The 26897-nt window shown below is 46.5% G+C and carries 25 protein-coding genes; 7 read left to right on the forward strand and 18 right to left on the reverse strand.

The genetic code is table 11. The features are described from left to right. Positions 1-687 precede the first annotated feature (687 nt). A complete protein-coding gene (locus ACFS7Z_RS11545; protein WP_377484620.1) occupies positions 688-933 on the forward strand; it encodes a hypothetical protein in 246 nt (81 codons plus the stop codon). 121 nt (positions 934-1054) lie between these two features. On the opposite strand, the gene ACFS7Z_RS11550 is transcribed toward ACFS7Z_RS11545, so the two are convergent. Both ACFS7Z_RS11550 and ACFS7Z_RS11555 read right to left on the reverse strand, forming a co-directional pair. Continuing rightward, positions 1055-1306 (reverse strand): hypothetical protein, encoded by a 252-nt coding sequence (locus tag ACFS7Z_RS11550; protein ID WP_377484622.1) that lies wholly within the window; start codon positions 1304-1306, stop codon positions 1055-1057. Positions 1307-1384: 78 nt separating this feature from the next. Next, entirely contained in the window at positions 1385-2146 is a 762-nt protein-coding gene (locus ACFS7Z_RS11555; protein WP_377484624.1) for a hypothetical protein, read from the reverse strand. Positions 2147-2290: 144 nt separating this feature from the next. Here ACFS7Z_RS11555 and ACFS7Z_RS11560 point away from each other — a divergent pair, with 144 nt between their 5' ends. Then, entirely contained in the window at positions 2291-3004 is a 714-nt protein-coding gene (locus ACFS7Z_RS11560) for a hypothetical protein (protein ID WP_377484626.1), read from the forward strand. 78 nt (positions 3005-3082) lie between these two features. Further along, complete coding sequence (locus ACFS7Z_RS11565; RefSeq protein ID WP_377484627.1) at positions 3083-3652, forward strand: hypothetical protein; 570 nt, start codon at positions 3083-3085, stop codon at positions 3650-3652. 383 nt (positions 3653-4035) lie between these two features. On the opposite strand, the gene ACFS7Z_RS11570 is transcribed toward ACFS7Z_RS11565, so the two are convergent. From ACFS7Z_RS11570 to ACFS7Z_RS11620, 11 genes are all read right to left on the reverse strand, one after another. Further along, a complete protein-coding gene (locus ACFS7Z_RS11570; RefSeq protein WP_377484628.1) occupies positions 4036-5781 on the reverse strand; it encodes an amino acid permease in 1746 nt (581 codons plus the stop codon). Between the two features lie 10 nt (positions 5782-5791). Then, complete coding sequence (locus ACFS7Z_RS11575) at positions 5792-6904, reverse strand: lysylphosphatidylglycerol synthase transmembrane domain-containing protein (protein WP_377484629.1); 1113 nt, start codon at positions 6902-6904, stop codon at positions 5792-5794. 21 nt (positions 6905-6925) lie between these two features. After that, positions 6926-7597 carry a DedA family protein gene (locus tag ACFS7Z_RS11580; RefSeq protein ID WP_377484630.1) on the reverse strand — a complete coding sequence of 224 codons (672 nt, stop codon included), beginning with the start codon at positions 7595-7597 and terminating at the stop codon, positions 6926-6928. A gap of 122 nt (positions 7598-7719) precedes the next feature. Then, positions 7720-8082 (reverse strand): hypothetical protein, encoded by a 363-nt coding sequence (locus tag ACFS7Z_RS11585; protein ID WP_377484631.1) that lies wholly within the window; start codon positions 8080-8082, stop codon positions 7720-7722. 80 nt (positions 8083-8162) lie between these two features. Then, the gene (locus ACFS7Z_RS11590) at positions 8163-9014 is read right to left on the reverse strand and encodes a hypothetical protein (RefSeq protein ID WP_377484632.1); all 852 of its coding nucleotides are present in this window, start codon (positions 9012-9014) and stop codon (positions 8163-8165) included. A gap of 111 nt (positions 9015-9125) precedes the next feature. Continuing rightward, positions 9126-9995 (reverse strand): 4-hydroxy-tetrahydrodipicolinate synthase, encoded by an 870-nt coding sequence (gene dapA / locus ACFS7Z_RS11595; RefSeq protein ID WP_377484634.1) that lies wholly within the window; start codon positions 9993-9995, stop codon positions 9126-9128. Positions 9996-10164: 169 nt separating this feature from the next. After that, positions 10165-10902 (reverse strand): LytR/AlgR family response regulator transcription factor, encoded by a 738-nt coding sequence (locus tag ACFS7Z_RS11600; protein ID WP_377484636.1) that lies wholly within the window; start codon positions 10900-10902, stop codon positions 10165-10167. Positions 10903-10906: 4 nt separating this feature from the next. After that, a complete protein-coding gene (locus ACFS7Z_RS11605) occupies positions 10907-11953 on the reverse strand; it encodes a sensor histidine kinase (protein ID WP_377484638.1) in 1047 nt (348 codons plus the stop codon). A gap of 646 nt (positions 11954-12599) precedes the next feature. Continuing rightward, the gene (ligA, locus tag ACFS7Z_RS11610) at positions 12600-14612 is read right to left on the reverse strand and encodes an NAD-dependent DNA ligase LigA (protein WP_377484640.1); all 2013 of its coding nucleotides are present in this window, start codon (positions 14610-14612) and stop codon (positions 12600-12602) included. A 167-nt stretch (positions 14613-14779) separates the two neighbouring features. Continuing rightward, positions 14780-15274 (reverse strand): DUF4920 domain-containing protein, encoded by a 495-nt coding sequence (locus ACFS7Z_RS11615; RefSeq protein WP_377484642.1) that lies wholly within the window; start codon positions 15272-15274, stop codon positions 14780-14782. A 591-nt stretch (positions 15275-15865) separates the two neighbouring features. Further along, on the reverse strand, positions 15866-16444 hold the full coding sequence (locus tag ACFS7Z_RS11620; RefSeq protein ID WP_377484644.1) for a hypothetical protein: 579 nt from the start codon (positions 16442-16444) through the stop codon (positions 15866-15868). Between the two features lie 288 nt (positions 16445-16732). Here ACFS7Z_RS11620 and ACFS7Z_RS11625 point away from each other — a divergent pair, with 288 nt between their 5' ends. Then, positions 16733-17359, forward strand: coding sequence for a cytochrome c oxidase subunit 3 (locus tag ACFS7Z_RS11625; RefSeq protein WP_377484646.1), 627 nt, complete (start codon positions 16733-16735; stop codon positions 17357-17359). A 91-nt stretch (positions 17360-17450) separates the two neighbouring features. On the opposite strand, the gene ACFS7Z_RS11630 is transcribed toward ACFS7Z_RS11625, so the two are convergent. Then, positions 17451-19967, reverse strand: coding sequence for a gliding motility-associated C-terminal domain-containing protein (locus ACFS7Z_RS11630; RefSeq protein WP_377484648.1), 2517 nt, complete (start codon positions 19965-19967; stop codon positions 17451-17453). Positions 19968-20082: 115 nt separating this feature from the next. Beyond that, entirely contained in the window at positions 20083-20658 is a 576-nt protein-coding gene (locus tag ACFS7Z_RS11635; RefSeq protein ID WP_377484650.1) for a hypothetical protein, read from the reverse strand. A 366-nt stretch (positions 20659-21024) separates the two neighbouring features. Here ACFS7Z_RS11635 and ACFS7Z_RS11640 point away from each other — a divergent pair, with 366 nt between their 5' ends. Then, entirely contained in the window at positions 21025-21492 is a 468-nt protein-coding gene (locus ACFS7Z_RS11640) for a hypothetical protein (RefSeq protein ID WP_377484652.1), read from the forward strand. Positions 21493-21614: 122 nt separating this feature from the next. On the opposite strand, the gene ACFS7Z_RS11645 is transcribed toward ACFS7Z_RS11640, so the two are convergent. The 3 genes from ACFS7Z_RS11645 to ACFS7Z_RS11655 all read right to left on the reverse strand — a co-directional run bounded on the left by ACFS7Z_RS11645 (position 21615) and on the right by ACFS7Z_RS11655 (position 23969). Beyond that, positions 21615-22049, reverse strand: coding sequence for a DUF2147 domain-containing protein (locus ACFS7Z_RS11645; RefSeq protein ID WP_377484654.1), 435 nt, complete (start codon positions 22047-22049; stop codon positions 21615-21617). Between the two features lie 857 nt (positions 22050-22906). Beyond that, positions 22907-23281, reverse strand: a complete 375-nt coding sequence (locus ACFS7Z_RS11650; RefSeq protein WP_377484656.1) for a hypothetical protein — start codon at positions 23279-23281, stop codon at positions 22907-22909. 100 nt (positions 23282-23381) lie between these two features. Then, a complete protein-coding gene (locus ACFS7Z_RS11655) occupies positions 23382-23969 on the reverse strand; it encodes a C40 family peptidase (protein WP_377484658.1) in 588 nt (195 codons plus the stop codon). Positions 23970-24255: 286 nt separating this feature from the next. Here ACFS7Z_RS11655 and ACFS7Z_RS11660 point away from each other — a divergent pair, with 286 nt between their 5' ends. Then, positions 24256-24678, forward strand: a complete 423-nt coding sequence (locus ACFS7Z_RS11660; protein ID WP_377484660.1) for a hypothetical protein — start codon at positions 24256-24258, stop codon at positions 24676-24678. A 98-nt stretch (positions 24679-24776) separates the two neighbouring features. After that, positions 24777-26585 carry a M61 family metallopeptidase gene (locus ACFS7Z_RS11665; RefSeq protein WP_377484662.1) on the forward strand — a complete coding sequence of 603 codons (1809 nt, stop codon included), beginning with the start codon at positions 24777-24779 and terminating at the stop codon, positions 26583-26585. Positions 26586-26897 lie beyond the last annotated feature (312 nt).

Raw genomic sequence — 26897 nt, forward strand, 5'->3', positions numbered from 1 at the left:
TAAATATACCCTTGCCAAAAGACATTTGTGTCATTTCGGACGCAGTGAGAAATCTGAATTATGACAGGGTCATGAAAGAACATAGACTTCTCACTGCGGACAAAATCAAAACTTAGCTGTTGCTTCCTTTGTTAATTACATTAGATAATGTTCTATCGAGTTCAGGTAAAGTTTCGATAGAAACAATCATACAAAAAGGATACTCAAACCAAGGGAAGTTAAAAAATTGGGGAAAGAACAATATCATTGATGCCGTACCATATACAAAGCAACCTAAACTAGTCCATAGTAAGTTATTGCTCTTTTTTTTGTTTTAGTTTAAATAGAAATCCTGCTATAAAATTGCACCGCTTTTCAGTAGTTATTACTTTATAGATTGTACCTCTATAATTTACATATTTTTTAAATCAAGCCGGCATAATTAAATTATTCGAAATAAGGGCAAATGATTGAGAATTCTCGATTTTCTTCTTATTTTATGTGTTATTTTAAGAGGAATATTAACAAATAATAATTTAGTAACAAAGCTTGTGATTTTAACTAAGGTCTCTTAAATTGCACTAAGCTGTTTTGTTGAAGAGAGATAATGACGAAGAACGAATGGGTTCGTTGCAGGGTTGGCTCTTAGCACATAGGCTTTTAGTAAGCTTGTATCACAATCAACCAACTGACGATACCTTTTAGCCAATGTTAGACATTATCAATTTTATAGCACTCTCCGGAATATTCAATGTTCTGTTTTTCTGGTATGCCTCCACTAAAATGAGTTCTAAACCTGATCCGGTTAAAACTCTTGTCGTCTCGTTCGTTTTTTCTGTCCCGCTCAGTTTCCTGCTGATAGGGGTTTATACTACTATGCTTATCTATGCCGCAAAGATAGGGGCAAGTGAAGATGCTATGTGGGAATACATGGAGCAGGAAGAGCTTCAGTAATCCATTCTTATAGAACAGTAAAAGCCACCTCATGAGGTGGCTTTTACTGTTACACTATCATTTTAAACTAAAAGAGAGGTTTTGGTGCTCTCTTCTGGTAAGTTTATTTGAATGAAGGTTTTTAGTGGCTTCCGGCGCTGCTTCCTACATCTTCGCCACCATCCTGCACATCTGCGCTACCGCGGCTACCGCTTTTCTGAGATGGTGCTCCACCTACTTTTCCCTTCATAATTTCTTCTTCATCTACAATCTCCGGCTTACCTCCCGTGGGGTTGATGTTCGGAACACTGTTGCCTTCGTTTATAGTATTATTGAAGTTCTCGTTTTTCAGTTCGTCCTTGTTTGTGTCTTTATTCTTATCGTTCGTGCTCATTGTATTTGATTTAGAGTTATAAAAAGGTAGAAGGGAGTTTTCCCTTCTACCATAGAGTTAATGTTGTATTACCGACTTTTAGAACCAGTTATTAGCTTTGTCGTCGTTTCTATTACGGCTAGAGCTGTCCCTAAACTGGCCGCCCTCCGGGTGTCGGCTTTGGTAGTTGCCATGGTAACTACGTCGCTCTCCGCTTAATGGATTATACTGTCTGTTCCAGTCAGGGTCTGAGTTTCTGTCTCCATCGTAGCCATAGCTCAGGGAGCCGGCCGTATTGCCATAGTTAGAATCTCTTCTTCCTGCATAGTTGTCGGGGCTGTAATCCGTATTGAAGTTACTCCATCCGGACTGGTCCCGCTCATCAATACGGCTGCGAACACTGTCGTGCCTGTCTTGTCTGTCGTATCCTCCAAAGTTACCGCCTGAGTTTCCTCCAAAACGGGAGCCATAGCCGCCACTAGTTGACCCGTACTGCTCGTCCCAATTGCGGTTGTTTCCGCTGCGGTCCTGATTCTGATAGCGGCTATTGCGATCGTTGTCATTGTCCCTGGAAGATTCGCGACGGCTACCTTGCTGGCCGCTGTTGTAATTCCGGTTGTAGTCGTTGTTATAATTCCGGTTATAATCGCTGTTGTAGTTGCGGTTATAGTCGCTGCCTTGGTTGCGATTTCTGTCGTCTCTGTCAAATCCGTCCCAGGTTGTCTGATTTCTGTGGTCGCTGGTTGTATCCAAGCGATAGGCACCACGGTAGCTGTCTTCGTCTACACGTCCTTCGCTTCCGCGGTTTTGGTTTCTATTGTTATCGTACCGGTATCTATTATTCCAATTGTCTCTTTCCATAGTTAGTTATTGTTTGGTGATATTCATTTTTAAACGCATGAAAAGGGTTGAGGTTTACCATTGGCCTATCAGCAGGTTAACCTATAGGCAGCTTGCACCCGTAATAAGAGGTAGAATTGATTCAACACTAAACCTATAAAAGCTATGAGAGACGAAAGAAGAGATAATAACAGAGAGAACTACAGAGACGATAGAGACAGAGAACCACGCCCGCTGCACGGCCACCATCACGGGCAGAATTCAGACCGTGGCAATTATGCCAGAGACAGCCACTTTAACCGGGGCTACGGTAACAATGCCTTCAGCCAGTGGGGTGACGATTCCAGTTTCAACGGCAATGCCGACCACAGCTATATGTATCCGCAGGGGCGGTTCCAGGCAGGCGGAGCACAGTATAGCGGGGAAGACTTCAGCGACCGTAGCAACAGCAGTTCTGATAATCCTTATGGTATGACGTACTTCAAGGACGATGACCACAATTCTTACCGCCACTATGACTCCCGTGCTGACTACAGCAACAGTGACTATGGCGACAGCGACCTTGGTAACAATGGGCGATCTGATTACAGGTATGGTTTGGCGGATGAAAAATTCGGACACGACATACGTCGTGGAGGAGACGACGGAAACTGGGACCGAGGGTCACGCGGAGATTACGAGTCTTATCGCCGCTATGAGCAAGGCAATAGAATGTACGACAACGACTACAGCGGTGGCTTTGCCGGCCGCAATTATACCCGTGGTGAAGATCATTATGGAGAAGACTCCCGTTACAGCAACATCGAGCGCTGGCGTGGTGAAAGCAACCAGCGCCATGACCGCTACGATGACTACATGCGTGACAGAGACAGACGCTAAGCATTGGGTACATATAAAATGATTTAAATAATAAAGCGGCACCGGCTATAAGCTGGTGCCGCCATAAAATTTACAGAGATGAGAGACGAAAGAGATAACAGAGATAGAAACTACGGCAGCTTTAGCCAGGACTACAGACAGGAAGGCCACGGCAACCATCGCCACTGGCGTTTCCACGGGCGGGAAAATGCTCACTTAGGTGATACACGCAACGAACGTGGAGAGAACTACAGAATACAGCAAAGCCGTGAATATGGCCGTGAGGGAGGACGTGAAGGCACACGCGAAGATATGTATAACGAAATGTACAGCATCTCAAACTATAGCGGCCAGGCAAGGCCAATGGACTACGGTTTGCCTTACGGTGCCGAGAATGACCTGGACAGGGTAGAGCGCTACCCATCTGAAGGACCTTATGCGGGCCGGCCACGACATTATACCTATAACCAGGGCTATAACCCGAACTACGATAACCCAGAGGAAGGGGACCGTTATCGTGATTTCGATAGCCGGGGCAACCATGGTTTCCGACATGACATAGGCTACGGCAATACAGATTCTATGCGTGACTTCGGGAATGACCACTATGGAGACCGAAACAGAGATGATAACCATTACTATGGCCACTTTGGAGGATACAATCGCTAAGCGCTACTTTTTGTGTAGCTAGTACGTATAACCCGATATACATTAGTATTTAATTTTCCATCAGAGAAAAGGCCGTGGCATCTAGCTGCGGCCTTTTTTTGTTTGCAAGCAGACGTCATAAATATGTCTGTGGCATCCTTATTTAGTATCGGCTCATTGCAGCAGTGAAAGCAAACAGCCCCTGCTGCATAAGCAACAGGGGCTGTTTGTAAGGTAAGAAAGGTCACAGCTAAGAGCCGTGGCTTTTACTATCTATTATTCAACTAACTATTCACTTTTTTAGTAGAAGCCAGACTGCCTCTAAGTCAATTCTAAACTCACTATAGGGTAAAATATATCTGAATCCCATAGTGGCAGTGTCTTCCGCTTCCCATTGCGCCGCACTAAGCTGTCACAGAGGCGGCGGGTTGATGTAATTTACTGTTCCTGTACCCGTAGAATAAATAGATAATCAAGCCTAACAGCAGCCACGCCAGAAAGCGGCTCCAGTTGGTGATGCCCAACTCAGTCATCAGGTACAAGTTTGTCAGGAGGCCCAGCACCGGTATCAGCGACAGGTTACGAGTAAAGGTGAGCAGCGTGAGCACCATAACCACGAGTATAAAGCCCCACAGAGGCAGTTTGTGCTGAAACGCTTCCCAGCCACCCTCCATCTGGAAGAATTGGGTCAGGCCTTCCTTGTTATAACTATACAGCAGCACCAACCCAATCAGAAGGAGCAAGGGCAGGATATACTTTCCGTTGATATAAGGTACCCGGAAGCCTTTGTTGGAAGCTGGCACACCTTGCTGCTGTTCCATGAGCAGGATTCCGCCGCACACGAGCACAAAAGCGAACAAAGTGCCTATACTCGTCAAATCTGTTACTTCTGTCAGGTTCATAAAAAGGGCTGGCACCGCCACTACAAATCCTGTGACGATGGTGGCGAAGGAAGGGGTTCTATATTTGGGATGAATGCGGGAGAAAACCTGCGGTAGCAGACCGTCACGGCTCATGCTCATCCAGATACGTGGCTGCCCGTACTGGAATACCAGCAGTACGGAAGCCATGGCCACAATCGCACTGACGGCCACTATACCTGCAATGGCATCAAGATTGACCCTTGAAAACACAAAAGCCAGTGGGTCGCCGACGGCCAGTTCATTATATGGAACCATCCCCGTTAGAATCAGTGCTAGGATTACGTACAGCACTGTGCAGATGATGAGGGCGTAAATCATGGCTCTCGGCAAATCGCGTTGTGGGTTCTCGCACTCCTCGGCTGTAGTGGAAATAGCATCAAATCCGATATAGGCAAAGAAAACGGCTGATACGCCTTTCATAATTCCAGAGATGCCATTTGGAGCAAAGGGAGTCCAGTTGTCGGTGCTCACGTAAAAAGCGCCGACCGTAATCACCAACAGAATCACCACAAGTTTGAGCAGCACCAGCAGGTTCGCGGTACGCTTTGATTCTTTAATGCCAATGTAAACGAGGTACGTAATCAGCACCGTTATACCTAAGGCCGGAATATCAGCCACCAGCTTAATTCCTGCTATAGCAGGAGCCTGCTGCCAGGCCAGGTATGCTTCCTGCATGTTAGCGGGCAGGGCGGTTAGCAGATTGCCTTGCGCCAGCAGTGCCGTTGCTGCCTCATAGCCACGGGAGGCGCTTAAATAATCCATTGTCAGGTACTCCGGCAGCCCCAGTCCCACACCATGCATCACGGCAGTGAAATAGTCAGACCAGGAAATAGCCACCGCAATGTTCCCGATGGCATACTCCATGAGCAAATCCCAGCCAATAATCCAGGCAACCAATTCCCCAAAAGAGGCATAGGCATAGGTGTAGGCACTGCCCGAAACAGGTATGGTGGAGGCAAACTGGGCGTAACAAAGGGCTGAGAAGCCGCAGGCTATGGCCGTAAAGATAAACAGAAGTGATACTCCTGGTCCGCCGGCCGCGCTGGCATTGCCGATGGTGCTGAAAATTCCTGCACCGATAATGGCGGCAATGCCGAAGGAAACCAGGTCCTTCAGGCGCAGGGAGCGCACCAGGTCAGTGCCATGGATGTTGCCGTCCCGTTCATAATCAGCCAGCAGTGCTGTTGCACTTTTGCGGCGTGTAAGGTTCTTTAGAATTCTACTCATATAGTGGCTGCTATACAGCCATCGGTTGGGTGTTAACAGGTTCAGGTAGTGTTGCTACTACTGGCTTCTCTTCGTCAGCCGGTTCGTTGTTCTTAAAAGCACTGGAGGCCCAGCGCGGAAAGACAATGGCGCCCATTACCAAATACAGGTAGTGTGTGAGCAAGCGGTACAACAGCACGACAATGGTAGTAAAGCTTCCCAGGAAGGTTCCGAAAAAAGCCGGGAAAGCGATTTCGGCTATACCTGCTGCCCCTGGGGTAATGGAGATAAATAAAACTATTTTATAGATAAGGTTGCGCGAGAAGATAACCAGGTGGTCGTGCAGGTCAAGGTTTGTGAAAGCAGCAATCAGGCAGCCGATGATGATGTAACGGGCTGTCCAGACAAAAGCCGTGGAAATGCCAGCGTGTAACCAATAGTTGGCTTTTCTGCTGCGCAGGTGCTGCGACGCGATAAACAGTTCATTTGCATGTCGGAACATCTGCTCTCTCCAGCGCCTGAATGGCTTTAGCTGGCTCAAACGGAGGATAAGCCGTTTTACAGCCTTCGGATTGATGATGAGCGCATAGAACATTGTGAAAGCGTACAGGGCAATCAGCAGGTAGCTGAAGGTAAAAGCAATGGCAATGCTGTCACGCAAAGTATTGTTGAGGCCATTGATTTCAGGAATCACATTTTCTTTTGTAAAATAAAGCACCACGGGCACAGCCAGTACAAAGTAGAGGTTGTCCAGCAGCGAAGTCACCATTACCTGGGCAAGAGCTTTGCCTAATGGTATCTTCTCCTTAAACAGGATATAAGCGACTACCGTGGTGCCACCCATTACAGAGGGAAGGGCACAGGAAGCAAACTCCCACAGCATAATGACATTAAAGCTCTGCTTCCAGCTAAGTACCTTATCAGTAATATAACGGATGCGGTAAATGTACCCCATATCCCGTACCAGAAGTACCAGCAAGGCCATAGCTACCCATAAAGGACTTGCTTCCAGTAGTGTATCAACCTGCCCCGGCTCATAGTTGGTATACAGCATATAGCCGATCACCCCAAAGCCCAGCAGTATCGGCAGCACGAGCCTGCGTGCTGAGAACTTTTCCTGTAGTTTGTGTTTCGATAAGGCCATAAGGGCTGTTTCCTCCTGATACTAATTAAAGTCCTGTGCTTTTGCCAGGTTTCTTGCCGCTAGCTTTTGCTTTGCCACCGTTAAGACCGGCGGGATTACAGATACACAGATAATGCCAAGTACCAGTAAAGAAAAGTTCTCTTTTACAGTGGGCATGTTGCCGAACATGTATCCAATCAGCACAAAGAATACAACCCAGACGAAGGCGCCCGCAATATTATAATACAGGAAGCGGCTGTAGTTCATATGGCCCATACCCGCTACAAAAGGCGCAAACGTGCGTACTATCGGAATGATGCGAGCATAAATGATGGTGCGGCCACCATAGCGGGCATAAAAGCGCTGCGCTTGCTGCAAGTGCTCCTGCCTCAGAAACCAGTAGTTCTTATTGTAAAGCCTGCTCCCCAGTTTAAGGCCAGTGTAGTAGTTGAAGGTGTCTCCAAGTATAGCCGCAACACATAGCAGGACTAACAGGAATAAAAGATTCAGCCCAGATGCCGGTATAGCAGCCAGTGCCCCCAAAGCAAACAATAGCGAATCTCCAGGCAGGAAAGGGGTTACCACCAGTCCTGTTTCGCAGAAAATGATGAGAAACAGAATAAGGTAAATCCAGCTTTTGTACTGCTGCAACAGGTCTACAAGGTGCAGATCTATGTGCAGAATGAAATCTATCAGGTGCTGTAGCAGCTCCATAATGGTAATAAATGAAAAGTGAAAAAGAGGCCGAAAAGTGGAAACTGTTCTATGCTTCCGTAATAGGAAACACACAGCAAATCATCTTAAGGAAAAGATGAGCCTCAGGAAAAGGAGGGGAATTAAGGGCCCTTTGTGAGAATAGAGTGGAGCAGCCTGCTCCCCAGGTGGTGTGGGTGATTGCCGGGGATGGCCTCTGTTACAATAGACTGTGGGTACAGAAGCTGTAAAATAGCTTTTATGAGCGGAGACCACACAGTCTTTTCATGTGGTTGCAAAACACCTTCCGCCTCACCAGCACTAAACTCGCCAGCTACAATAGAAAAAGGAACGTCATCAGAAGCACTTACCTCCTGCGCAATGGGTTTAGCCGGAGCAGGAGCAGCCTCAGACATCGCTGGTACCACAAAAGTCAGTACGCTGCAAAGCAAGACTGCCAGCAGAAGACTAAACTTCTTAAAAAGGGGTACTAAGGTCGTGTTCACAGCAACAAAGGAATGCAGTTGTACTTTCCAAAACAAGAGGGGAAGGCAATATTATTTTTTGGAGTAACAGCTTGCTGATTTTAGCAGCCTACTGCCTCAAACACAGCTGCTTTCCTGTAAAGTTTACCATGTTCTGCCTTAGAAGACAGGAAGAGGGTGTAGCGGGACACGTTGTAGTGGTTCGCGAGGTCGAGCAGCAGATCGGGTATGCCATCCCTGTCCAGGTCACCGGCCCAGAGCAGCACATAAATGGAATCATCGAAGCTCTCATCCTCAGCCAGCGTCTGCTCTATTTTCTTACCGCCTTTCCTGCCGACGGCTTTCCAGCCATAGTTCCTGTAACTGTATTCGCCCGTTGATGACTGTGTACTATCTCCGTAAGACTGAATAAAATAGTCCCTGCCCTTAAAGGAATACTTGAGATCCTTGTTAGCTGCGAGTGTTGTTCTGCTGATAACAGCTGTGTCTATTTCTCCTGCCTTGATATTGTCCATACCTGTGAGCAGGAACAAAGCGTTAGCGTCAGCGGCTACTACTTTCCTTCCTGATAGCACGCCTTCGTTATCTACAACAGGGTCTTCCACGGTTTTTACCTGTAGGGAGGCTGGCCGAAGCACATAGTCCCCATTTTTATGGTAAAGCCCCAGCCATTGCCTTTTCTCTGCACCACGCCAAACTTCCCCTTTATGGAAGGTGCCTTCCAGCAGCAACTTGAGCGGTGTATCCGGCTCAGGCGATAGGCCTGTTGTGTCTAACACAAATGTAGCCGTAGCCTGTTTAGCGGCTTCGGTTTCTGTGGTTAGCTGAACGGCCTCTACCTGTGCAATATGTTCATGGTCGGATGGCGGTGCTGATGAGGTTTCGCTTTGTTGCTTATTGCAACTAAACAGCAGGAGCGGGGAAAGTAACAACAGGAAGCGGAAGGGTGCCATTTTGGGTTGTGTTCGTGGTTCAGTTGGCAAAAGGAGTATAGCAGGATATATGCGTAAACAGCAGAAAAGGAAAGCAGAATGCCGGCCTTTTCTTATAAAAGGTTTTTAAAATTATATCACCTTAGAGAGCTTGTCCCTTAGACCAGCAGAGGCTTCTACGAGCGGTAGCCGCACACTGGCGGCACAAACGCCAAAGCGCTCCAACAGCACCTTCACGCCTACCGGGTTCCCCTCTTCATACATCAGCGGGTTAATGTCCACAAAGCTGAACAACAGTTCAGTCGCTTCTTTAAACTTCCCATCCAATGCAAGTTGCACCATGTTACTGAACTTGCCGGGGAAGGCATTCGCCAGAACAGATATAGCGCCTTCTGCCCCAAAGGAAATCATCGGCACCGTCAGCATGTCATCGCCACTGATGAGCATGAAGTTCTCTGGTTTATGTTTGGCGATGACCATACACTGCTCCAGGTTTCCGGAGGCTTCTTTTATGCCAATGATGTTTTCGTGCAGTGCCAGTTTAAGGGTAGTTTCTGCTGTCATGTTACTGCCTGTGCGCCCTGGCACATTGTATAGCACCACCGGTACCGGCGATGCATCGGCAATCTGCAGAAAGTGTTGGTATATACCCTGCTGCGAGGGTTTGTTGTAAGCAGGACTTACAGAAAGTATGGCCGTGATGCCTCTTAAGTCAGTAGCAGCAAAATTCTCTATGAGCTGTTGTGTGTTATTGCCGCCCAGCCCATACACCAAGGCTACCCGGTCTTTCACACAATCTTTGACAAACTGAAGAATTTCTGCCTTCTCAGTAGATGTCGTTGTTGAAGACTCTGCCGTAGTGCCGTTAATCACCAGGTAATTCACGTTGCCCTCCAGCACAAAATTCAACAGCTTCTGTAGCGCATCGTAATCTACAGCCAGTTCTTTTGTAAAAGGCGTGACCAAGGCCACACCCGTTCCTCTTAATTTCTCTCTTACCATTGTAGTTTATTACGAATTGCGAATTACGAACTATGTCGCGACATCTGCAAATCCTATACAGTCGGAAGCATCCTGATTAACTACAGAATCCTTGGTTACAGTGCGGGTAAGGCTTAAGCATCTGGGTATCGGCTACTGTTTCTTCATCCTTGGCTTCTAATCCGTAATGCTATTGTATGTTGTTTTCCTCCACCCACTTCAGGAACTGCTCCTTGTACACCTCCCCAATGGGAATTTCCTTACTGCCGATGCGGATGCGACTTTTCTCAATGCTATCAATCTTCTGGAGTGAGACGATGAAGGACCGATGAACACGAAGAAACTTAGCTTCCGGCAGTTTTTCCATCATCTTGTTCATAGAGAGCAGTGTTATGATCTTCTGGTCCTTTGTCTGGATAATGATATAGTCTTTAAGGCCCTCAATCCATAGGATGTCTTTGAAATCTACCCGGATGGTTTTATAATCAGCCTTCACGAACATAAAATCATGCTCCTGTGCTGCGGGGGGAGATGGAGCGGCTGCAGCCGCTTCTGTGGCCTTGCCATTGCGCTGCAGCCGCTCCTGCGCCTTGGTGACTGCCTTCAGGAAACGGTCGAAGGGGATAGGCTTGAGCAGGTAATCGACTGCATCCTGGTTGAATCCCTCCAGGGCATAATCCGGGTAAGCAGTCGTGAAAATAATCAGCGGCTGGTTCTTGAGTATGTTCAGAAACTGTATGCCCGTGAGTTCAGGCATTTCAATATCCAGGAACATGAGGTCTACTTTTTCTTCCTGCAGCACCTGCATGGCCTCTGTGGCGCTGGAGCAGGTTCTTACTAGTTGAAGAAAGGCCAGTTTTTTAATATAACTCTCGATGATATCCAGGGCCAGTGGCTCGTCGTCTACGGCGATGCAACGTAAATTCATAGTTTTAATTGAGGTTAGATCTGAAGTATATTTTTAAGGTAGCGTAGAAAGTGCCGTCCTTCTCCTCGAAAGACAGCTGGTGCTGGTTGTGGTAGAGCAGGTTCAGGCGCTGCTTCAGGTTGTTTAGCCCGATGCCGCCAAACTCCCGCTTCTTATGGGTGCTGATGTTGTTAATGGTGGTGAAAAGCAGTGAATTGTTTTTCACCACCAGGTTTAGGGAAATGCCGATTTCGTTTTTGCTCACAAGGCCATGCTTAAAGGCATTCTCTACCAACGTCATCAGAAGCATGGGCGCTATCTGTTTTCCCTGCAGGTCACCTTGTATGCTGAACTTGATGCTTGTGTGCTCCCGGAGGCGCAGCTTCTGGAGGTCAATAAAATTGTTGATATGGTCCACTTCCTTCTCCAGGGAGACCAGCGTGTCGTTGCTTTCATACAACATGTAGCGCATCAGCAGCGAGAGCTTCATGATAGCATCCGGCGTCTCCGGGTGCTGCTTATAAGCGAGTGAGTATATGTTGTTTAAGGTGTTAAACAAAAAGTGCGGGTTTACCTGCGATTTAAGGTATGCCAGCTCAGCCATCAGCTTCTGGGTCTCCAGTTCCTTGTTGCGCCGCTCGTTGCGTATATAGTTCCCCGTTACCTTTAGCGCTGAACTAATGAAGGTGGTTACCAGGCCGCCCAGTACGTACTGCAACAGCCGTTCGTAGCTGAAGAGGGTGTCCATGCCCGGGTTGTACTCTCTGAACAGGTAGTAATCGAACGGAGCCTGTAAAACAGCTACCGCCACCAGCATGGCCAGTACGGCTGCCACGTACAGCAAAATGCGGTTACGGGCAAGGTACTTTGGTATGAGCACATACCAGTTAAAGTAAAATATCAGCAGGTGGAATAGCAGGCCAAAGGTTATATCCAGCCCCTTGCCAAACGTAAGGGTGCGGTTGGCATATACAAAATAGAAAATCCAGGAGACGAATATAAACCACCCGGCAACATGCAATGCTATTTGATAGCGCTTCTTCATCGTCACCTCGGGTAGCGTTATATTCATGGTGTACGGTGTGCTGCTGTGGTGAAGGGTGAAATGAAGCTACAGTATCAGGCTGCTCAAATGTATCAAGGATAAAGTTAAGCAAATTGTGCAACATATACCGCAGCGCAGGCTGCGTATAGACAAATGCTTGTTTTGTGACTACGAAGGCCTTATTTTAAAAGATTAAACCAGTAAACAACAATAATACAGCGAGGTATATTCTTTACAAAGGTTGATATAATTTAATTTCTAAAGCAATTGTTTCATGCACCTTTTAGTAAATGCTTATAGCGAGGCAGTGCTGCAACTTATTTGGCATAGATTCAGGAAGGGAGCATCGTGCGGTTTTTTAATGAAGCCTCATTTTAATCTGTGACGACAAGACTGATGCAATCTGAAGAGGTAAAGTATTCGTGTAGAACAGGCACACAGGCCTACACGCAGGATGCTGTTTTACTTAAACTTTTTATTTAAATTATATGAGGTGACTGTCTGAACTCTAATATCGCTGAATGGTTTTGTAATATGCTACCCTGACTCAAACTATGGGTGATGCATCCAAAGTATCTTACTTATCAGTTTTGTCAGTTATTAGTTGCACCTATAAGAAGAGGCACAGGCTGCAAAACAGCGGTGCCTCTTCTTTTAAGTACAACTGTGTGGGTTACTCCTGTATCAGCGCCAGAAACTCATCCTCGGTTAGAATCTTTATCCCCAGTTTGCTTGCTTTCTCCAGCTTTGCAGGCCCCATTTTGTCGCCGGCCACAAGGTAAGAGAGCTTAGAAGAGATGGAAGAGACTACTTTGCCGCCGTGGCTCATAATAAGCTGTTGCAGTTCTTCCCGACTGACGCTTTGGAAAACCCCAGAGATGACAAACGTACTGCCGGCCAGTTTCTCGCTCTCCATTTCAGGAGCATAATTCTCTGCTTTAAATCTCAAACCAGATGCCTTCAGGCGCTCCACCAGTTGTACATGGTCGGGATTCTGGAAGTACTCGATGATGGAATTTGCAATTCGGTCACCGATCTCGTTGATGGCACGCAACTCCTCATACGTTGCACCACGCAGTGCTTCTAAATCGGGTAGTTGCTCAGCCAGTTTTTTTGCCACCGTGCTTCCAACAAACCGGATACCCAGGGCAAACAAGACCCGGTCATAGGGTGTCTCCTTTGATTTCTCAAGGCTCGCCAGGATGTTGTTCGCTGATTTCTCCCCCATACGCTCGAGGCTTAGCAACTGCTCAAAGGACAGGTCGTACAGGTCTGCTGCGTTGCGCACCATACCTGTTCTATACATCTGTTCTATCGTCTCCGGCCCAAGTCCATCAATGTTCATTGCTTTGCGAGAGATAAAGTGTTCCAGCTTTGCTTTTATCTGCGGTGGGCAGCCTTCATCATTCGGGCAATAGAAGTGGGCTTCGCCTTCCGAACGCACAAGTGGAGTGCCACAGGCAGGACACTCCGTAGGATATACAATCGGCTGACTGTCTGCAGGCCGTTTCTCGAAGTCTACACCGGTGATCTTTGGAATAATTTCACCTCCTTTTTCTACAAACACGATATCGCCCAAGCGAAGGTCCAGGCGCTGAATTTCATTGGCGTTATGCACAGATGCCCGCTTTACGACTGTACCCGCCAACAGTACCGGCTCTAACAGCGCCACCGGCGTTACCGCGCCTGTACGGCCCACCTGGTACTGGATGCCCTGCAATTGTGTGGCAGCACTCATGGCTGCATACTTGTAGGCGATGGCCCACCGGGGACTCTTGGCTGTATAGCCAAGCTCCTGCTGCAGGGCATAGCTGTTTACCTTCACTACCACACCATCTGTGGCGATGGGTAAATCAAAGCGTTTTGTCTCCCATTCGTTGATGTATGCCAGCACGTCATCAATGCCATTGCACTTGCGCCACGTGTCTGAAACCTTGAACCCCCATTTCTGTACAGCCTGCAGGCTCTCAGAGTGTGTGTCGAAGGGATTGGTGGCGCAATGGAAGGAGTAAGAGAAGCATCCTAGCTTCCGGTTGGCAACAATAGCGGAATCCTGCTGCTTGAGTGTGCCCGAGGCGGCGTTTCTGGGGTTAGCCAGCAACTGCTCCCCGGCCTCCTCACGTTCGGTGTTCAGCTGTTCAAATACCTGTAGCGGCAAAAAAACCTCTCCCCGCACTTCAAACAAACTTGGGTAGCCCTGGCCATGCACCTGGAGGGGCACATCATGTATGGTGCGCACGTTCGCAGTGATATCATCGCCCCTGGTCCCGTCTCCACGGGTAGCACCCTGTACAAACTGACCGTTTTCATAGGTCAGGCTGATTGCAACACCGTCAAATTTCTGCTCGCAGACATACTCTATCTCATTCCCAATGGCTTTGCGTACGCGTTTGTCAAACTCACGCAGGTCCTCTTCGGAGTAGGTATTACTCAATGAGAGCATGGGCCATTTATGGTAAACGGTTTTAAAGTTCTTGGTGATGGTGCCGCCGACCCGAAGGGTGGGGGAGTTCGGTGCGCGCAGGTTCGGGTACTTCTCCTCCAACTCCTGCAGTTTCTTCAGCATTTTATCAAACTCAACGTCCGGCACTTCTGAAATGCTGTTCTGATAATATTGGTAGTTGAGGTAATTTATGCGTTCTGTCAGCTTCTGAATCTGCTCTGCTGTTTCTTTCTCTGGTGTCATGGTAGGTGCTTTGTCCTGCCTGTAAAAATAGGAAAGAGAACTTATAATAGGAGAGCAACAGAAGGGAAATTATAACCTGTCAGGCGATGCCTCTGCTAACATTTTAAAAACTATAGTATTGATTTAGATGATGGATTATTGGCTTCTGTTTATGAACGCTTTGAATATTACTTCAGAATGACGCCATCTGCTATAAACCGCAGTTCTTCCTTTGGCGCTTTGATAGCTGCTATCTCTACCTCTGGTTTGCCGGCGTCTTTCGCGTAATGGCGCTGATCCTCCACAGAAATTACTTCGCGTTTAGCAGTACCGGTAAACACCACCTGCCTGCCTTTTAAGTCCTCCACGGGCACAAAGAATCCATAATCGCGAAATGTAACTTTCATGGTGCTGTTATCAGCCAGTTTCACGTCCATCCAGCAGCCTTTTGCCTGGCAGCTTTCCACTACTTCAGCGGCTACCGTTGCCTGTAAGGAGTCTTTGCCTGCTACTGCTTCTGATAATTGAGCTGCGGGTATGGCTCCAGCCTGTGAGACTTCAGCACCAAAGTTTTTTTCTGTTGCAACTGCTGCGGTAGTTCCTTCGGTGTCAGCAGATGGCATAGATTGGTTGCAACTGAAAGAAGCAACTGCTAAGGATAAGAAAAGGGTAGCGTTTCTCATACGTCAATTAAATTAAAGCTATTGCAAATATAGGTATTAGCAAAAAGACATACTATAAATCAGCCTCTATAAGCAACACAGCCTTTGTATACGCGATAGCTTAGACTGGAGCATACGTGCAAGTGTAATTTAATTTTCTGTCTATGATACTGAAGTTTAAGTATAGTGTCCTGAAAATCCAAAATAGATAAGAATATAATTTAAAAGAAGCACTGGAGGTGATAAGCTTTAGCATCCAGCGGCCTTTGCAGCACGAAAAGGAAAATATTTGCACTGGCAGTGATCATGTCTCTGTCAATGAGCCCGCAGAAGTAGCATGACATATATTCGAAACATGTAGGTAGAGTATCCTTCTATTCAGGAGGGAGTGTTCTGAAAGAGGATAGGGCAGTAGCTATTACGAAGCAATTCATTTGAATGAACGTAATCATCAAGCCAGGAAATTACTTTAATATAAACGTCGGCCAACCATTACACCCAACACTAGCTGGAAGAATATAAATCCGGTGTGTAAAATTAGTATAATAAGTTAATAATATATTTTGGGCCAACGCTATAGCATAGTTTTGTAAAGAGATAATTGAAGTTGATTTACCTCATGCCAAGGTTAATCCATTGGGCCCGTTCAATGCTGAAGAGTACCCTTCCGGTAAGCAGCGGCACGTACTTAACCGGCATGGAAGCCTGAAAATTGCTTAGCATCAGGTCGAAGTTAGTGGAGAAGTAAAAGGTATTGTTCTCAGGCAGGAAAGCAACGGGTATGGTTGTCTCGTTATTTACCCCTTGTAGGTTAATGGAAGTAGTGCGGCCCCTGTTAAGCGGCGTATACCTCCCGGTGTTGACTTGCTGCTCTGGTGCTTCAATCATGATATACAACTCCGGGTACTTAGCACCAAATAACACCTCATAGGCCATAGCAGGCGGAACGGCAGGGTCAAGCGGTATGAGGGTAGAAATGGGCAGGATGCACTCCAGCCTGTTTGTCGTTTTATTATGACGCACCAATAATTGGTTGGATACAAACTCATAGCGCTGCCCAATGCCTTCCAAGGCAACAACAATGGTGTTATTACCTGTATAGGGCTCATGCTCTTCCTGTGCCTGCACTTCTGTGCTGAGCAAAGGAAGCAGTAGCAGGAGAAGAAAAAGACGTTTGATATTGTTCTTCATAAAAGCCCATTTGATGTTAGGGTTACACTTTTAACGCAGAATCCGCTTTTAAGATATTATGGTTTGCCCCCCTTTATTTAAGATAAATGGTAATACCCAGCGTAACACAACATAATCCGCTCTCTGCTGTTAACATATGGGGGAATTATATCTTTAAATTAATTAGGAAAATTGCTAAACTTAATACGTCCCCCGTGGTATAAATATAAAAGATAAACACAACTATCAGACTGGATGTGAACTGTGCCTGTTCCGCAGATTCACAAAGAGTAGAAAAATAGGCTGAGGATGGATTCAGATAAGAAAAAACAGATAAACGCGACGCAGAGTTTTGCCTTCCGAAGGATAGAGAGAATGCACCCTATCCGGATGTTACTTTACCTGAGCATGATTGGCATCGGGGTGTTGTTTTTTATTTTAACAGTGGCGTTTGCCAGAACAGGTGGATTTAACGGAGAGCAGTTTCAATTACCAAAGTTTTTTAGTGTCAGCGCCATCCTGCTTCTTTTCAGTAGCTATGCCATGTCGAAGGTGCCGGGACTCTATAAAAAGGAGAAGCTAAAGAAAATGGTGCGGTACCTGGCGCTTACGCTTTCTTTGGGTATTCTCTTCATTGGAGCACAACTTATCGGCTGGAATGAGATGTCTAAAACCGGCGTGTACTTTTCGGGAAAGGCCTCAGGTACCTACCTTTACCTGATTTCAGCGCTGCATATCCTGCACTTGCTGGGTGGTATTATTTTCCTGTCTTTTATGCTGTTTAAAACAATTTATGTTGCCTCTGATGGTGTACGCAGCCTGATTTTTATCCGTGATCCTTTCAGGCACCTGCAACTGTCCATGCTAAACAGCTACTGGCATTTCATGGATTTCCTGTGGCTCGGACTTTACTTTGTTTTCCTGTTTATAGCCTAACTCAACGGTAAACAATTAGTCATAAAAGCGACAGCCCTTTCAAGGTTTCAAATCCTTAAAGGGGCTGTCGCTTTTATGATGCTATAAGATTCTATTTTACAATGGTTACAGAGCCTTTGTATTTACTGGTGCCATAGTCTATCACGTAAAAGTATACCCCGGGACTAACTCCTTCACCATTCCACTTAAAGTCGCTGCTGGAGTTAGTATAAACTTTCCTGCCCCAGCGGTTAAATATCTGGATACTGGAGAATATGGCCGTGCAAAACTCAGACGGTAGGTTAGGCACCTCAAAAACGTCGTTCTTGCCGTCACCGTTCGGAGTGAAGATGTTTGGTGGTATGTAATCGGCAATACTGGGCGCTTTCACCCGGAACTCCATCGTCAGTTGCTGCGGCGCAGGGTCACAGGCATCTTCTGCCAGCGTAAAGTTCACGCGCACCACCTCCTGCTCAGTTGCTTTACAGATGGCCTGCATCTGGAATATTCCCTTTGCGTTGCCTGCGCCTCCAGTGCTCTGAAAACTCATCCCGTACTCAGCCAGATCAAAGCCATCACCTGTTGCTGAGAGTAGAAGGTTGTCTGCGTCTATGTCTGCCCCTGTCAACTGAGCCTCAAAAGAATCGTTCAGGTTTAATTCGAATGTCAGCACGTTCTGGTCGGAGGTGAGAACAGGGGCATTGTTTGGAGCCGTTATTCTGAATTCCAGCACCAGGTCCTGCGTGGTGTTGGGAGCACAGGCATCTTCGGTTAATGTATATTTCACACGTAGCGTGCCTTTGTCAAAGGCCTCACAGGTTGGAGTCCACGTAAAGTTGCCTGTTGCCTCGCCACTACCACCTGTGCTCGTGAACGTCATGCCATAGTCAGTTAAATTAAAGTCTTCGCCCTGGGCAAGCAGGGCAAGCAGGTCTTTGTCTATATCTTTACCGAAGAGGTTGGCCTCAAAGGGCGTGCCTACCTCCAGTTCTATCACCCGATCTGGTTGGTCAGTTGTCAGCACAGGGAGATTGTTGTTGCTTTCAGGCTGCACGTCTATTGTTATTGTCCGGGTGACGGGCTCATCGCAGAAAAGCGAAGTCACCTTGAAGTCCACTTTATAGGATTCCTGCTTCAGGGCCTCGCAGCTTATGTTCCAGGTGAAGGCCGATTTCACCTCGCCTGTGCCAGTTCCCCCGTCAAACGTGATATCGTAGTCGCTGATGGAAAAGCCCTGGCCCTCGGCGCTCAAGGATACAATGTCTTCATCCGGATCAATGCCAAGCACATCGAAATTGATTTTATCGCCGTCTTTTACTACGAACACGCGGTTTGGTGTGGAAAGAGACACAGTTGGCGGGGCATCCGGAATAGGTTCTATCATCAGGCTCAGGCGAACAGTATCCTGGCGGGGGAGGCTGCATCCGTCGTCCTGCACGATCAGGTCCAGTTCATAAACCTTTCCGCCTGTATCAAAGCAGTCGGCAAAGCAAATGCTTGCCTTCAGCGAGTCCAGGGCAGCGCCCTGGTTAATCATGCCGCTTGTGGTGCCTGTAAAGGTATAGTCGGAGCCCGAGAAGTTTACAGGCCTGGCCCGCAGGGTTACAAATTCTGTCAAGTCAGGGTCGGTGATAAAAACATCGATGCAGCGGCTGTTGGCAGGGTTGATGCGCAGCACGGTGCCTTTTTCATAAAATTCTTTTTTACCCTGCTCACGGGCCACCACCTGTGGCGAAGAGTTGCGGGGGCACTCCAGCACAAGCACCTGGAAATCGCGGCGCACTTCACCGATTTTTTTTCCGTTACGGAACTCCTGCGCCCTTACACCAAATACAAATAATCCTATCCTGTTTGGGCGCATGGTGAGCTGACCTGTTTTCCGGTCTATGTTGATGGGAGGGCTGCCCTGCACCTGGGTATTCATGTTATACCCCGGCAGCCAACTTACCTCCGGGTAAGGGGCGGGCTGTGGAGCTGTGGTATACACAGGCATGGCGGTGGTGGTGAAGCCGTTCAGTGGCGTTACCATGTCGTACACAATAGAATCACCATCCGGGTCCGAACCATTGAAATCAAAATAGAACAGTTCGTTGACACAGGCATAGTCGCTGAGGGGCGGAAACAGGACAGGGGAGGAGTTTTTGAAGAAATCACCGTCCTTTACCACAGCAGGAAACTCCATGTAAAATGTCTGGGCGGCATTCTGAGGTGCCACAATGTTGTTGATGGTGTTGTTGCGGCAGCATCGTTCCCAGGTCACATAATAGCCCTGAGGCTCTTTGAAAATGGCTGGGTTCAGGTATATGGTCTGGTAGTATACGATTTTCCGGGTTACCAGCTCCCCTCGGGCGCAATCAATGTTAGTATACTGCACAAGCGACTGGTCCTGTATATACATGACTTGTGAAGCAATACGCTGGTTGGTAGCCTTACTAAAGATATGGACGGTGATGGAGGGGTCAAGCGCTCCAGGGTTGCCATTCACCACATCGAAGTACAGGTTAAGTTTTAGCCGGTATTCATAGTCTTGTAAGTGCTCCAGCTCAAACTCACCGCCTACAATGTGAGTGGCGCGCGCACTGACAGTAGCTAGTATAATACAAATAAATACAAGTAAGTATTGCCGCATAAGCAAACAGTAAATTTTACCAAGCTAAATTATGATTTAAATGTATCTAAAAGAAATGAAAGTTAAAACAGTTATCAGCCTGTAACTATTGCTGTATAGCAGCCTTTCAGGCTGATTAAGTATGGCTTTGGCGCTCTTCTTGTGGTTGTAGTACTCTTTCAAGCAGCTCATCCATTGGGAGTGGTTCTGAGAAGTAGGGGTCGTTGTAAATGTTTGTCAGCAAACGAATATAACCCGGCTGATTATTAACCTTGATAAAATCAAGAAGTACATTTCCGTACAGCTGGTTACATAAGCTGGTGCCTGCTAAATCAGAGGCAGGGGGGGTGAGCACGTGCTTCTCTACCTGTTCGAGGTAGCGCTCATGTCGCACCTCCAGTTTATCGCAGCTGTGCAGGGTATACCCAAGCTTCAGCACCCGGTCCTTCAGCAAGTCAAAAAAGAAGGTGAAATTCTGTGGTCCCATACCGGGGTCATAGAAGAATACGGCTCCACGAATATGCTCCTCCTGCGTAATCTGCACTCTGTATTGGCTCGGTAAATTGGCTTTTCTATAGTGATAAGCTTTAAAAAAAGCGCCCGTCCAGTTCAGGTACACCTGTTCCTCCACCCATCTGGAGTAGGCAGCCATGTGCTTGCCAGACCGCTCCAGCCTGGTGCATGTTGGCCCTGCATTATTTTGTCCCAACAATCGCTTAAAAAATTCGTTAAATGGCATTTGATAATTTACCCATAAAACATACTTCGCTCTAAATAGTTTTAGCCTTGCCAAAGGCTTTTTACCCAAGGCAAATGATGCAGGAACAGCTGTTTTCAAAATTAGCAATATTACTTCGAAGTGTGCCAGTGGTGCAGTAGGTTATAAGCATGAATAAATTTTGTTCCGGACAGGATCAATAGTTAAATTCAGTTTAATTTAGTTATACGTATAACGGAAATCATGCCGTTTATTCAGATGGCATATCTGCAGTTCAACAATTTCTTGTTGAGCTTGTTCCTGTGCATAAATCCGTGCCAAAGGTAAGGCAATTGAGCTAAAGCTATATATACATTTACTATGGAAATACTGACACAAGAACTTGAAACAAAAAAGCGGCTGCTTCAGGAAAGCACCAAGATTCTGAGCGACCAGATCAAAGCCGCTAAAGATGCAATGAATTTGGCACAGGAAAGTGCAAATGAGCATCAAGGCGCTATGGAAGATAAGTTTGAGTCATTCAGAGAGAACTGCCAGATACAACGCGACTTATATGCGAGGCAATTAGACGAGTTGATGAGAACGATGGGCATTCTGCGGAACATCAATGCCACGAAGATGAACAAAGAGGTTTCGCTTGGGGCGGTGGTGTATACCTCGTTCCAGAACTACTTTATTGGCGTTAGCCTTGGAGAAATAAAAATTGATGAAGAATCTTACTATGCTATCTCCGGGATGTCTCCCCTATATAAGGCAATGGCGGGCAAAACTGCCGGTGAGGAATTCAGCTTCAGGGATAAGACTTATAAGGTGCTGCAGGTAATTTAAGTTTCAAAGCGGTTTTCCCATATATGAAACCAACAGCCTTATAGCAGTGGTGACACGCAAGGAATTAAAAAGAGGTTAGCGTATGCGCTAACCTCTTTTTAATTGTAAGGTTGGTGAACTGTTTATTTTACCCGGGTCCAGGTCTGTGTCCTGCCTATCAATGAAATCCCGATATAGCCTTTGACCTCCATTTTGTCTTTGCTGAGCATTTTCATGTAAGAAGAATAGGTCTTGCCGCTTTCCGGATCATAAATGGTTCCATCGTCCCATTTGTTGTCGCCTTCATACTCAAACCCCTTCATAAAAACCAGCCCTCTAAGCGGTTGTGTACGTTGATTTTTATTTGGATTATTTTCGTCCACTTTCGGTTTGCCATTCTTGTTAGGCTCTTTCAACGTCACAATTTTGGCGCACAGCTTTTTGTTGCCACACTCATAGATTTCAAATTCGGCTTTACCGTCCTGATTTGTCCAGACGCCAAGGGGTGACAAGCTTTGCGCCCAGGCGCCAGTTGCGAACAGCATGAGCACAACAAAAGATAGTAGGCATTTTTTCATGTTAGTTGTTTGTTAGATTATGTAACGAAATATAAGTAAAAATAAAGGATAAGTGAAAGCCTTTCTGCTACCTTGATGCAATTATTCAACCAATAAGCTATTTTAGTCGAAAAAGGCAGATTTAGCTTTTATTGCTTGCAGTAAACCTTTACTCACCGATTGCCTGCCTGGATCTATACACAACACATGGCTGGCGTTGCTGCTGCCAATATGTTTGACGAATATCAACTACAAGCAAGGCCTACTGTTGCCCCCTGGGGTATACTCCTTGTTGTTCAGGAACTGCCCTCTGATTCAGTTTGAAATTTCTTTTCCTTCAAAAATTTGTTCTCGTTCCTATCTTCAGAGGAGGCAAAACATAGTTTCTTCCGGCCTGTCATTTGTAGTATACTGGTTTTAAATCACTTGGATCTGAAGAGAGATAATGTAGGGGTGCCAAGGCAGGAGCAGGAGTTAACGGTTGGAAAAAGTGTAAAAATAAAGTACAAAAAGTTGTGAACTTTTAGGCGTTCTTTTAACTTTATAGTAAAGTTATAGTAGCGAGTGCTACGACTCTGGTCTAACAACCTAATACATTAATTGGTCGAAGGTTCAGGGTGATGTTGGACTAATGAGAAAGGAGGTGCTGATGTCTAATCCCAAACAAGTGTTATCAAGCCTAAGTAATAGTATTCACCTAAACCGTGAGTCGGCTTCATAAACGGGATTCTGCTGTTTATGCAGCATGCATTACATTTGGTCTTCGGATGGTAACCTGAAACACAGGAAGCCGCTTGGTAAGACTTTTTAGGATTCTGAAACACCTGGTGTATCTTGACGGGCTACACCAGGTGTTTCTATTTTTAGCCCTGCTAAAATTATAAGTCGTCTTTATAGATGGTGTTATTCCGGAGCCGCCGCTCTCTTATAAAAGTACCCACATAAACAGCCGCCGCAATAAAGCAGCTCAGGCCCATCACCACAAGCAGGATGTTTCTCCTGTTCCATTCAAACATATCCCTGTCTATGCGCACAACTACCAGCAGGCCCACCAGCAGGGTGAGTGCCGTAACTGTGTGAAAAACAAACCTGTTGTGTTTGCGCAGGTGATACGTACAGGCCAGCAGAAGCAAACCGAAAAAAGGAGCGACAAGGGCAGTAGGGGGCTTGGCTGGGTTTGCGAAGTAGCCAATCAGGCCAGCTACTATCAGCACAAGAGCATTGATGGTGTTGATGATGTAAGGATGTACCATGACATGAACGTTTTTAGGTCTTTCGGCCTCATTAGGCGCGTCATGGTGTTGTGTACGTATAAAACGTGAAGGGTTTACTCTATCCGCAACAGGGCACCTCTTAAAGTATACGCCTGATTTCCAGGAAACGCTTGCTGTAGCCGGTGCCCTCTACTTTGCTGACTTTCACGCCACCCACAGAAGAAGAGTGTACAAACTCGATGTTATCAGCCTCAGTGGAAATAATTATACCGACATGGCCGGGTTGTCGCACCGCAGGGTTAGTGCCCGTAAAGATGACAAGGTCACCTACCTTCGCTTCATCCCTCGATACAAAAGCACCTTCTTTGGCCTGCAAAGCAGAAGAATGCGGAACGGCAATATCAAATCTATCGAAGACGTGTGTTACAAAACCCGAGCAGTCAAATCCGTCCGGGCTAACGCCGGCATAGATATAAGGTGTGCCCAGCAGACTCATGGCATAAGATACCAGTTGCTTTTCATTGACCTCCCCACTTATACTATTAGTTGTGGCAGAAAAAATTTCGGAAGAAGCCGATGCAACTGTTTTGGCTACAACAGGGGTCTCTGCTAACGTGGCGGAATGGTGAGCATCCTTGTCAAAGGAAGCTGCTTGCTGCGGTTCATTCCATAGCATAACAGTTAATGGTAATAAAGGGAACAGCATAAGCGACTTCATTCTTTTCATAGTGGTCAAGCGTTAGTTGTAGCTAATAGTATGAAATTACCATGCCAGGATGAATACAAAAATAACTAATTCCGGTGAGGATAGGAGGGCTTTTGCAAATATTAAACTGGAATAGCTTTAGGAAAGAATTCCACTACTGATGTTTGCCAATAGATTTAAATTACCTACACCAATAATCTAGTCGTTCACAAATAAATAGATTTTTTTGAAACATTTTAAGATTGTCATAGCAATTTGTATAGAGAAAATGATATTTTTGTAAAGGGTGATTATTAGTTGATGAAAGATGGAAGTATATAGCACAGATTCGTTGGTTGTAAGGTATGATGAGGCGCAGGGCAGGCTTTATCTGCAGTGTAACGGTTCTTTTAACTCCACGGAGTTCAGGGAAAGCCTTCTGACAGCCCTGGAGTTCGCCGGAAAACACCAGGTGAAGCAGTGGCTGCTGGATTACCGTGCTATCGGAGCGTTGAATGATGAGGAGGAGACCTGGCTGCACACTCACCTCTTTCCCCGCATCATGATGACAATGGGGTCAAATAACCATGTAGCGGTTGTATTGTCGGAAAGATGCTACCAGGCATTACTGAACGAAGCCGGGTTGTTTGGTATGCAAAGCTATAATTCGTTTATAATCATAAATACTTTTTCTACCACCTCGGAAGCAGATGCCTGGTTAGGTTCCAGTGTGCTGCCACATGCCTCCTGAGGCTCTTCTATAGTGTCATCGTTGGTGGGGATTTTGATAAGCACGGTTTTTGTTGTAACATGCAAAGCTTAAATAACTAATCCCTACTATACTTACACATGCTCAAACAAAAACAAGTTAAATTTTACCTCCTTCTCTTTGCTGTCCTTACTTTTTGCAATGCAGCCGCTGCACTTGCGGCAGAATTACGCTACACGTTGTCTATGCCGCAGCCGCATACGCACTATTTTGAAGTAGAGGCAGAGCTTTCAGGCGTAAAGAAAAATTATGTTGACTTCACGCTTCCGGTATGGGCGCCAGGATCATACCTGGTGCGCGAGTTTGCGAAAAACATAGAAGGCTTTGAGGCCACTGATAAATCCGGAAAGGCCTTGCGATCTGAAAAGATAGATAAAAACACTTGGCGCGTGTACAGCAATAAGGCAGATGTGGTGCGGGCCAAATATGATGTATATGCCTATGAGCTCAGTGTCCGGACCAGCTACCTGGACGCTTCCCATGGCTATGTGAATGGCACCAGCGTGTTTATGTACCCGGAAGGATACGAGAAACTGAATGGTACTTTAGTTGTTAAACCTTTCCAGGGATGGGAAAAAGTTTCTACGGGCCTGAAGAGCACAGGTAATTTTACCTACACCTTCCCCAATTACGATATTCTCGCGGACTCCCCATTGGAGATTGGTAACCATGAAGTATATACCTTCACAGCTGCTGGTGTACCGCATGAGGTAGCCATGTACGGAGAAGGCAACTTCGATCCAAAGGAATTGGTGGCCGACATGAAGAAAGTAGTGGAGGAGGCTGTGGAAGTGATAGGTGAGTTGCCAGTAGATCGCTATGTGTTTATTGTGCACAACCTGAACCGTGGCGGCGGCGGGTTAGAACACCTGAACTCTACCACATTGCAAACCTCCCGCTGGAACTATGGCACAGCAGCAGGGTATAACGGTTTTCTAAGCCTTGTGGCACACGAGTACTTTCACCTGTGGAATGTGAAGCGCCTACGGCCACTGGCGCTCGGGCCATTCAACTATAACCAGGAGAATTATACCGACCTGCTTTGGGTTTCTGAGGGTATCACCAGCTTTTATGATGATCTGATAGTGCGACGTGCAGGCTTTACGACGCCGCAGCGTTACCTGGATGTGGTGGCAGGAAGCATACATGCTGTTGAGAACACACCCGGTAACAAAGTGCAAACTGTTGCTGAGGCAAGCTATGATGCCTGGATTAAGTACTATAGGCGCAACGAGAACTCCAACAATGCAGAGGTTTCTTATTACACAAAGGGAGGCGTGCTGGGCCATTTGCTGAATATGGAGGTATTGGAAGCGACTGACGGAGAGAAAAGTCTGGATGATGTGATGCGCTACATGTACAACCGCTATTACAAACAACTGAACAGGGGCTTTAAAGAAGCAGAGTTTAAAGAAGCCTTAGAAAAAATATCAGGCCGCAACATGGATGCTTTTTTCAGTAACTATGTAAACGGTACCGCTACACCAAACTATAACGAGTACTTTGATGCAGCCGGCCTGCGCCTTGTTAACATCAACGAAGGCAGCAAAGTGGCAAGCTGGGGAGCCTCTACAGCAGTATCAGACGGTAAAGTGATGGTGCGTGCCGTGAACCGTGGTACAAGTGCATACGAAGGTGGTTTGAACGTGAATGATGAAATTGTAGCCGTAAACGGTTATCGTGTAGGTGATGACCTAGACAGTTTTACAAACCGCCTCGGGGTTGGCGATACAGCTGAAGTACTGATAACGCGTGACGGTAAGTTACAGACACTAAAAATCCCGATGCTGAAGAATGAAACTGTGCGCTACCGCTTTGAGCGCGTTCAGAACCCCAGCAATGTACAGCAGAGAATTTTTAACAAGTGGCTTGATATAGACCAAAGCTAAAAAATCATTGCCATGTTAAGAAAGGCGGTGGGAGTGAGGTGTGTCCTCTTTCACCGCCTTTTTTCATGCCCTTACTTTTCTGGTGCCCTCAAAAAATTGCCCCTTCCTTGCGCCGAAAATAAATAAAGAAACAGCAGGTATGAGTATGGAGTAAAGCCAGAGGAGAGTTGTAAAGCCTCAGAAACAGTGCAATTTTTAGAGGGCCGAAAATGTTTTTCAGTTCAACGTTACGACATACATTTTAATTTTTGCATATTGTAATATTACTATGTAGATTTCGGAATCATTAACCATTTAAATGTTATTACAATG

The sequence above is a fragment of the Pontibacter toksunensis genome, assembly GCF_042686245.1.
GTDB lineage: Bacteria > Bacteroidota > Bacteroidia > Cytophagales > Hymenobacteraceae > Pontibacter > Pontibacter toksunensis.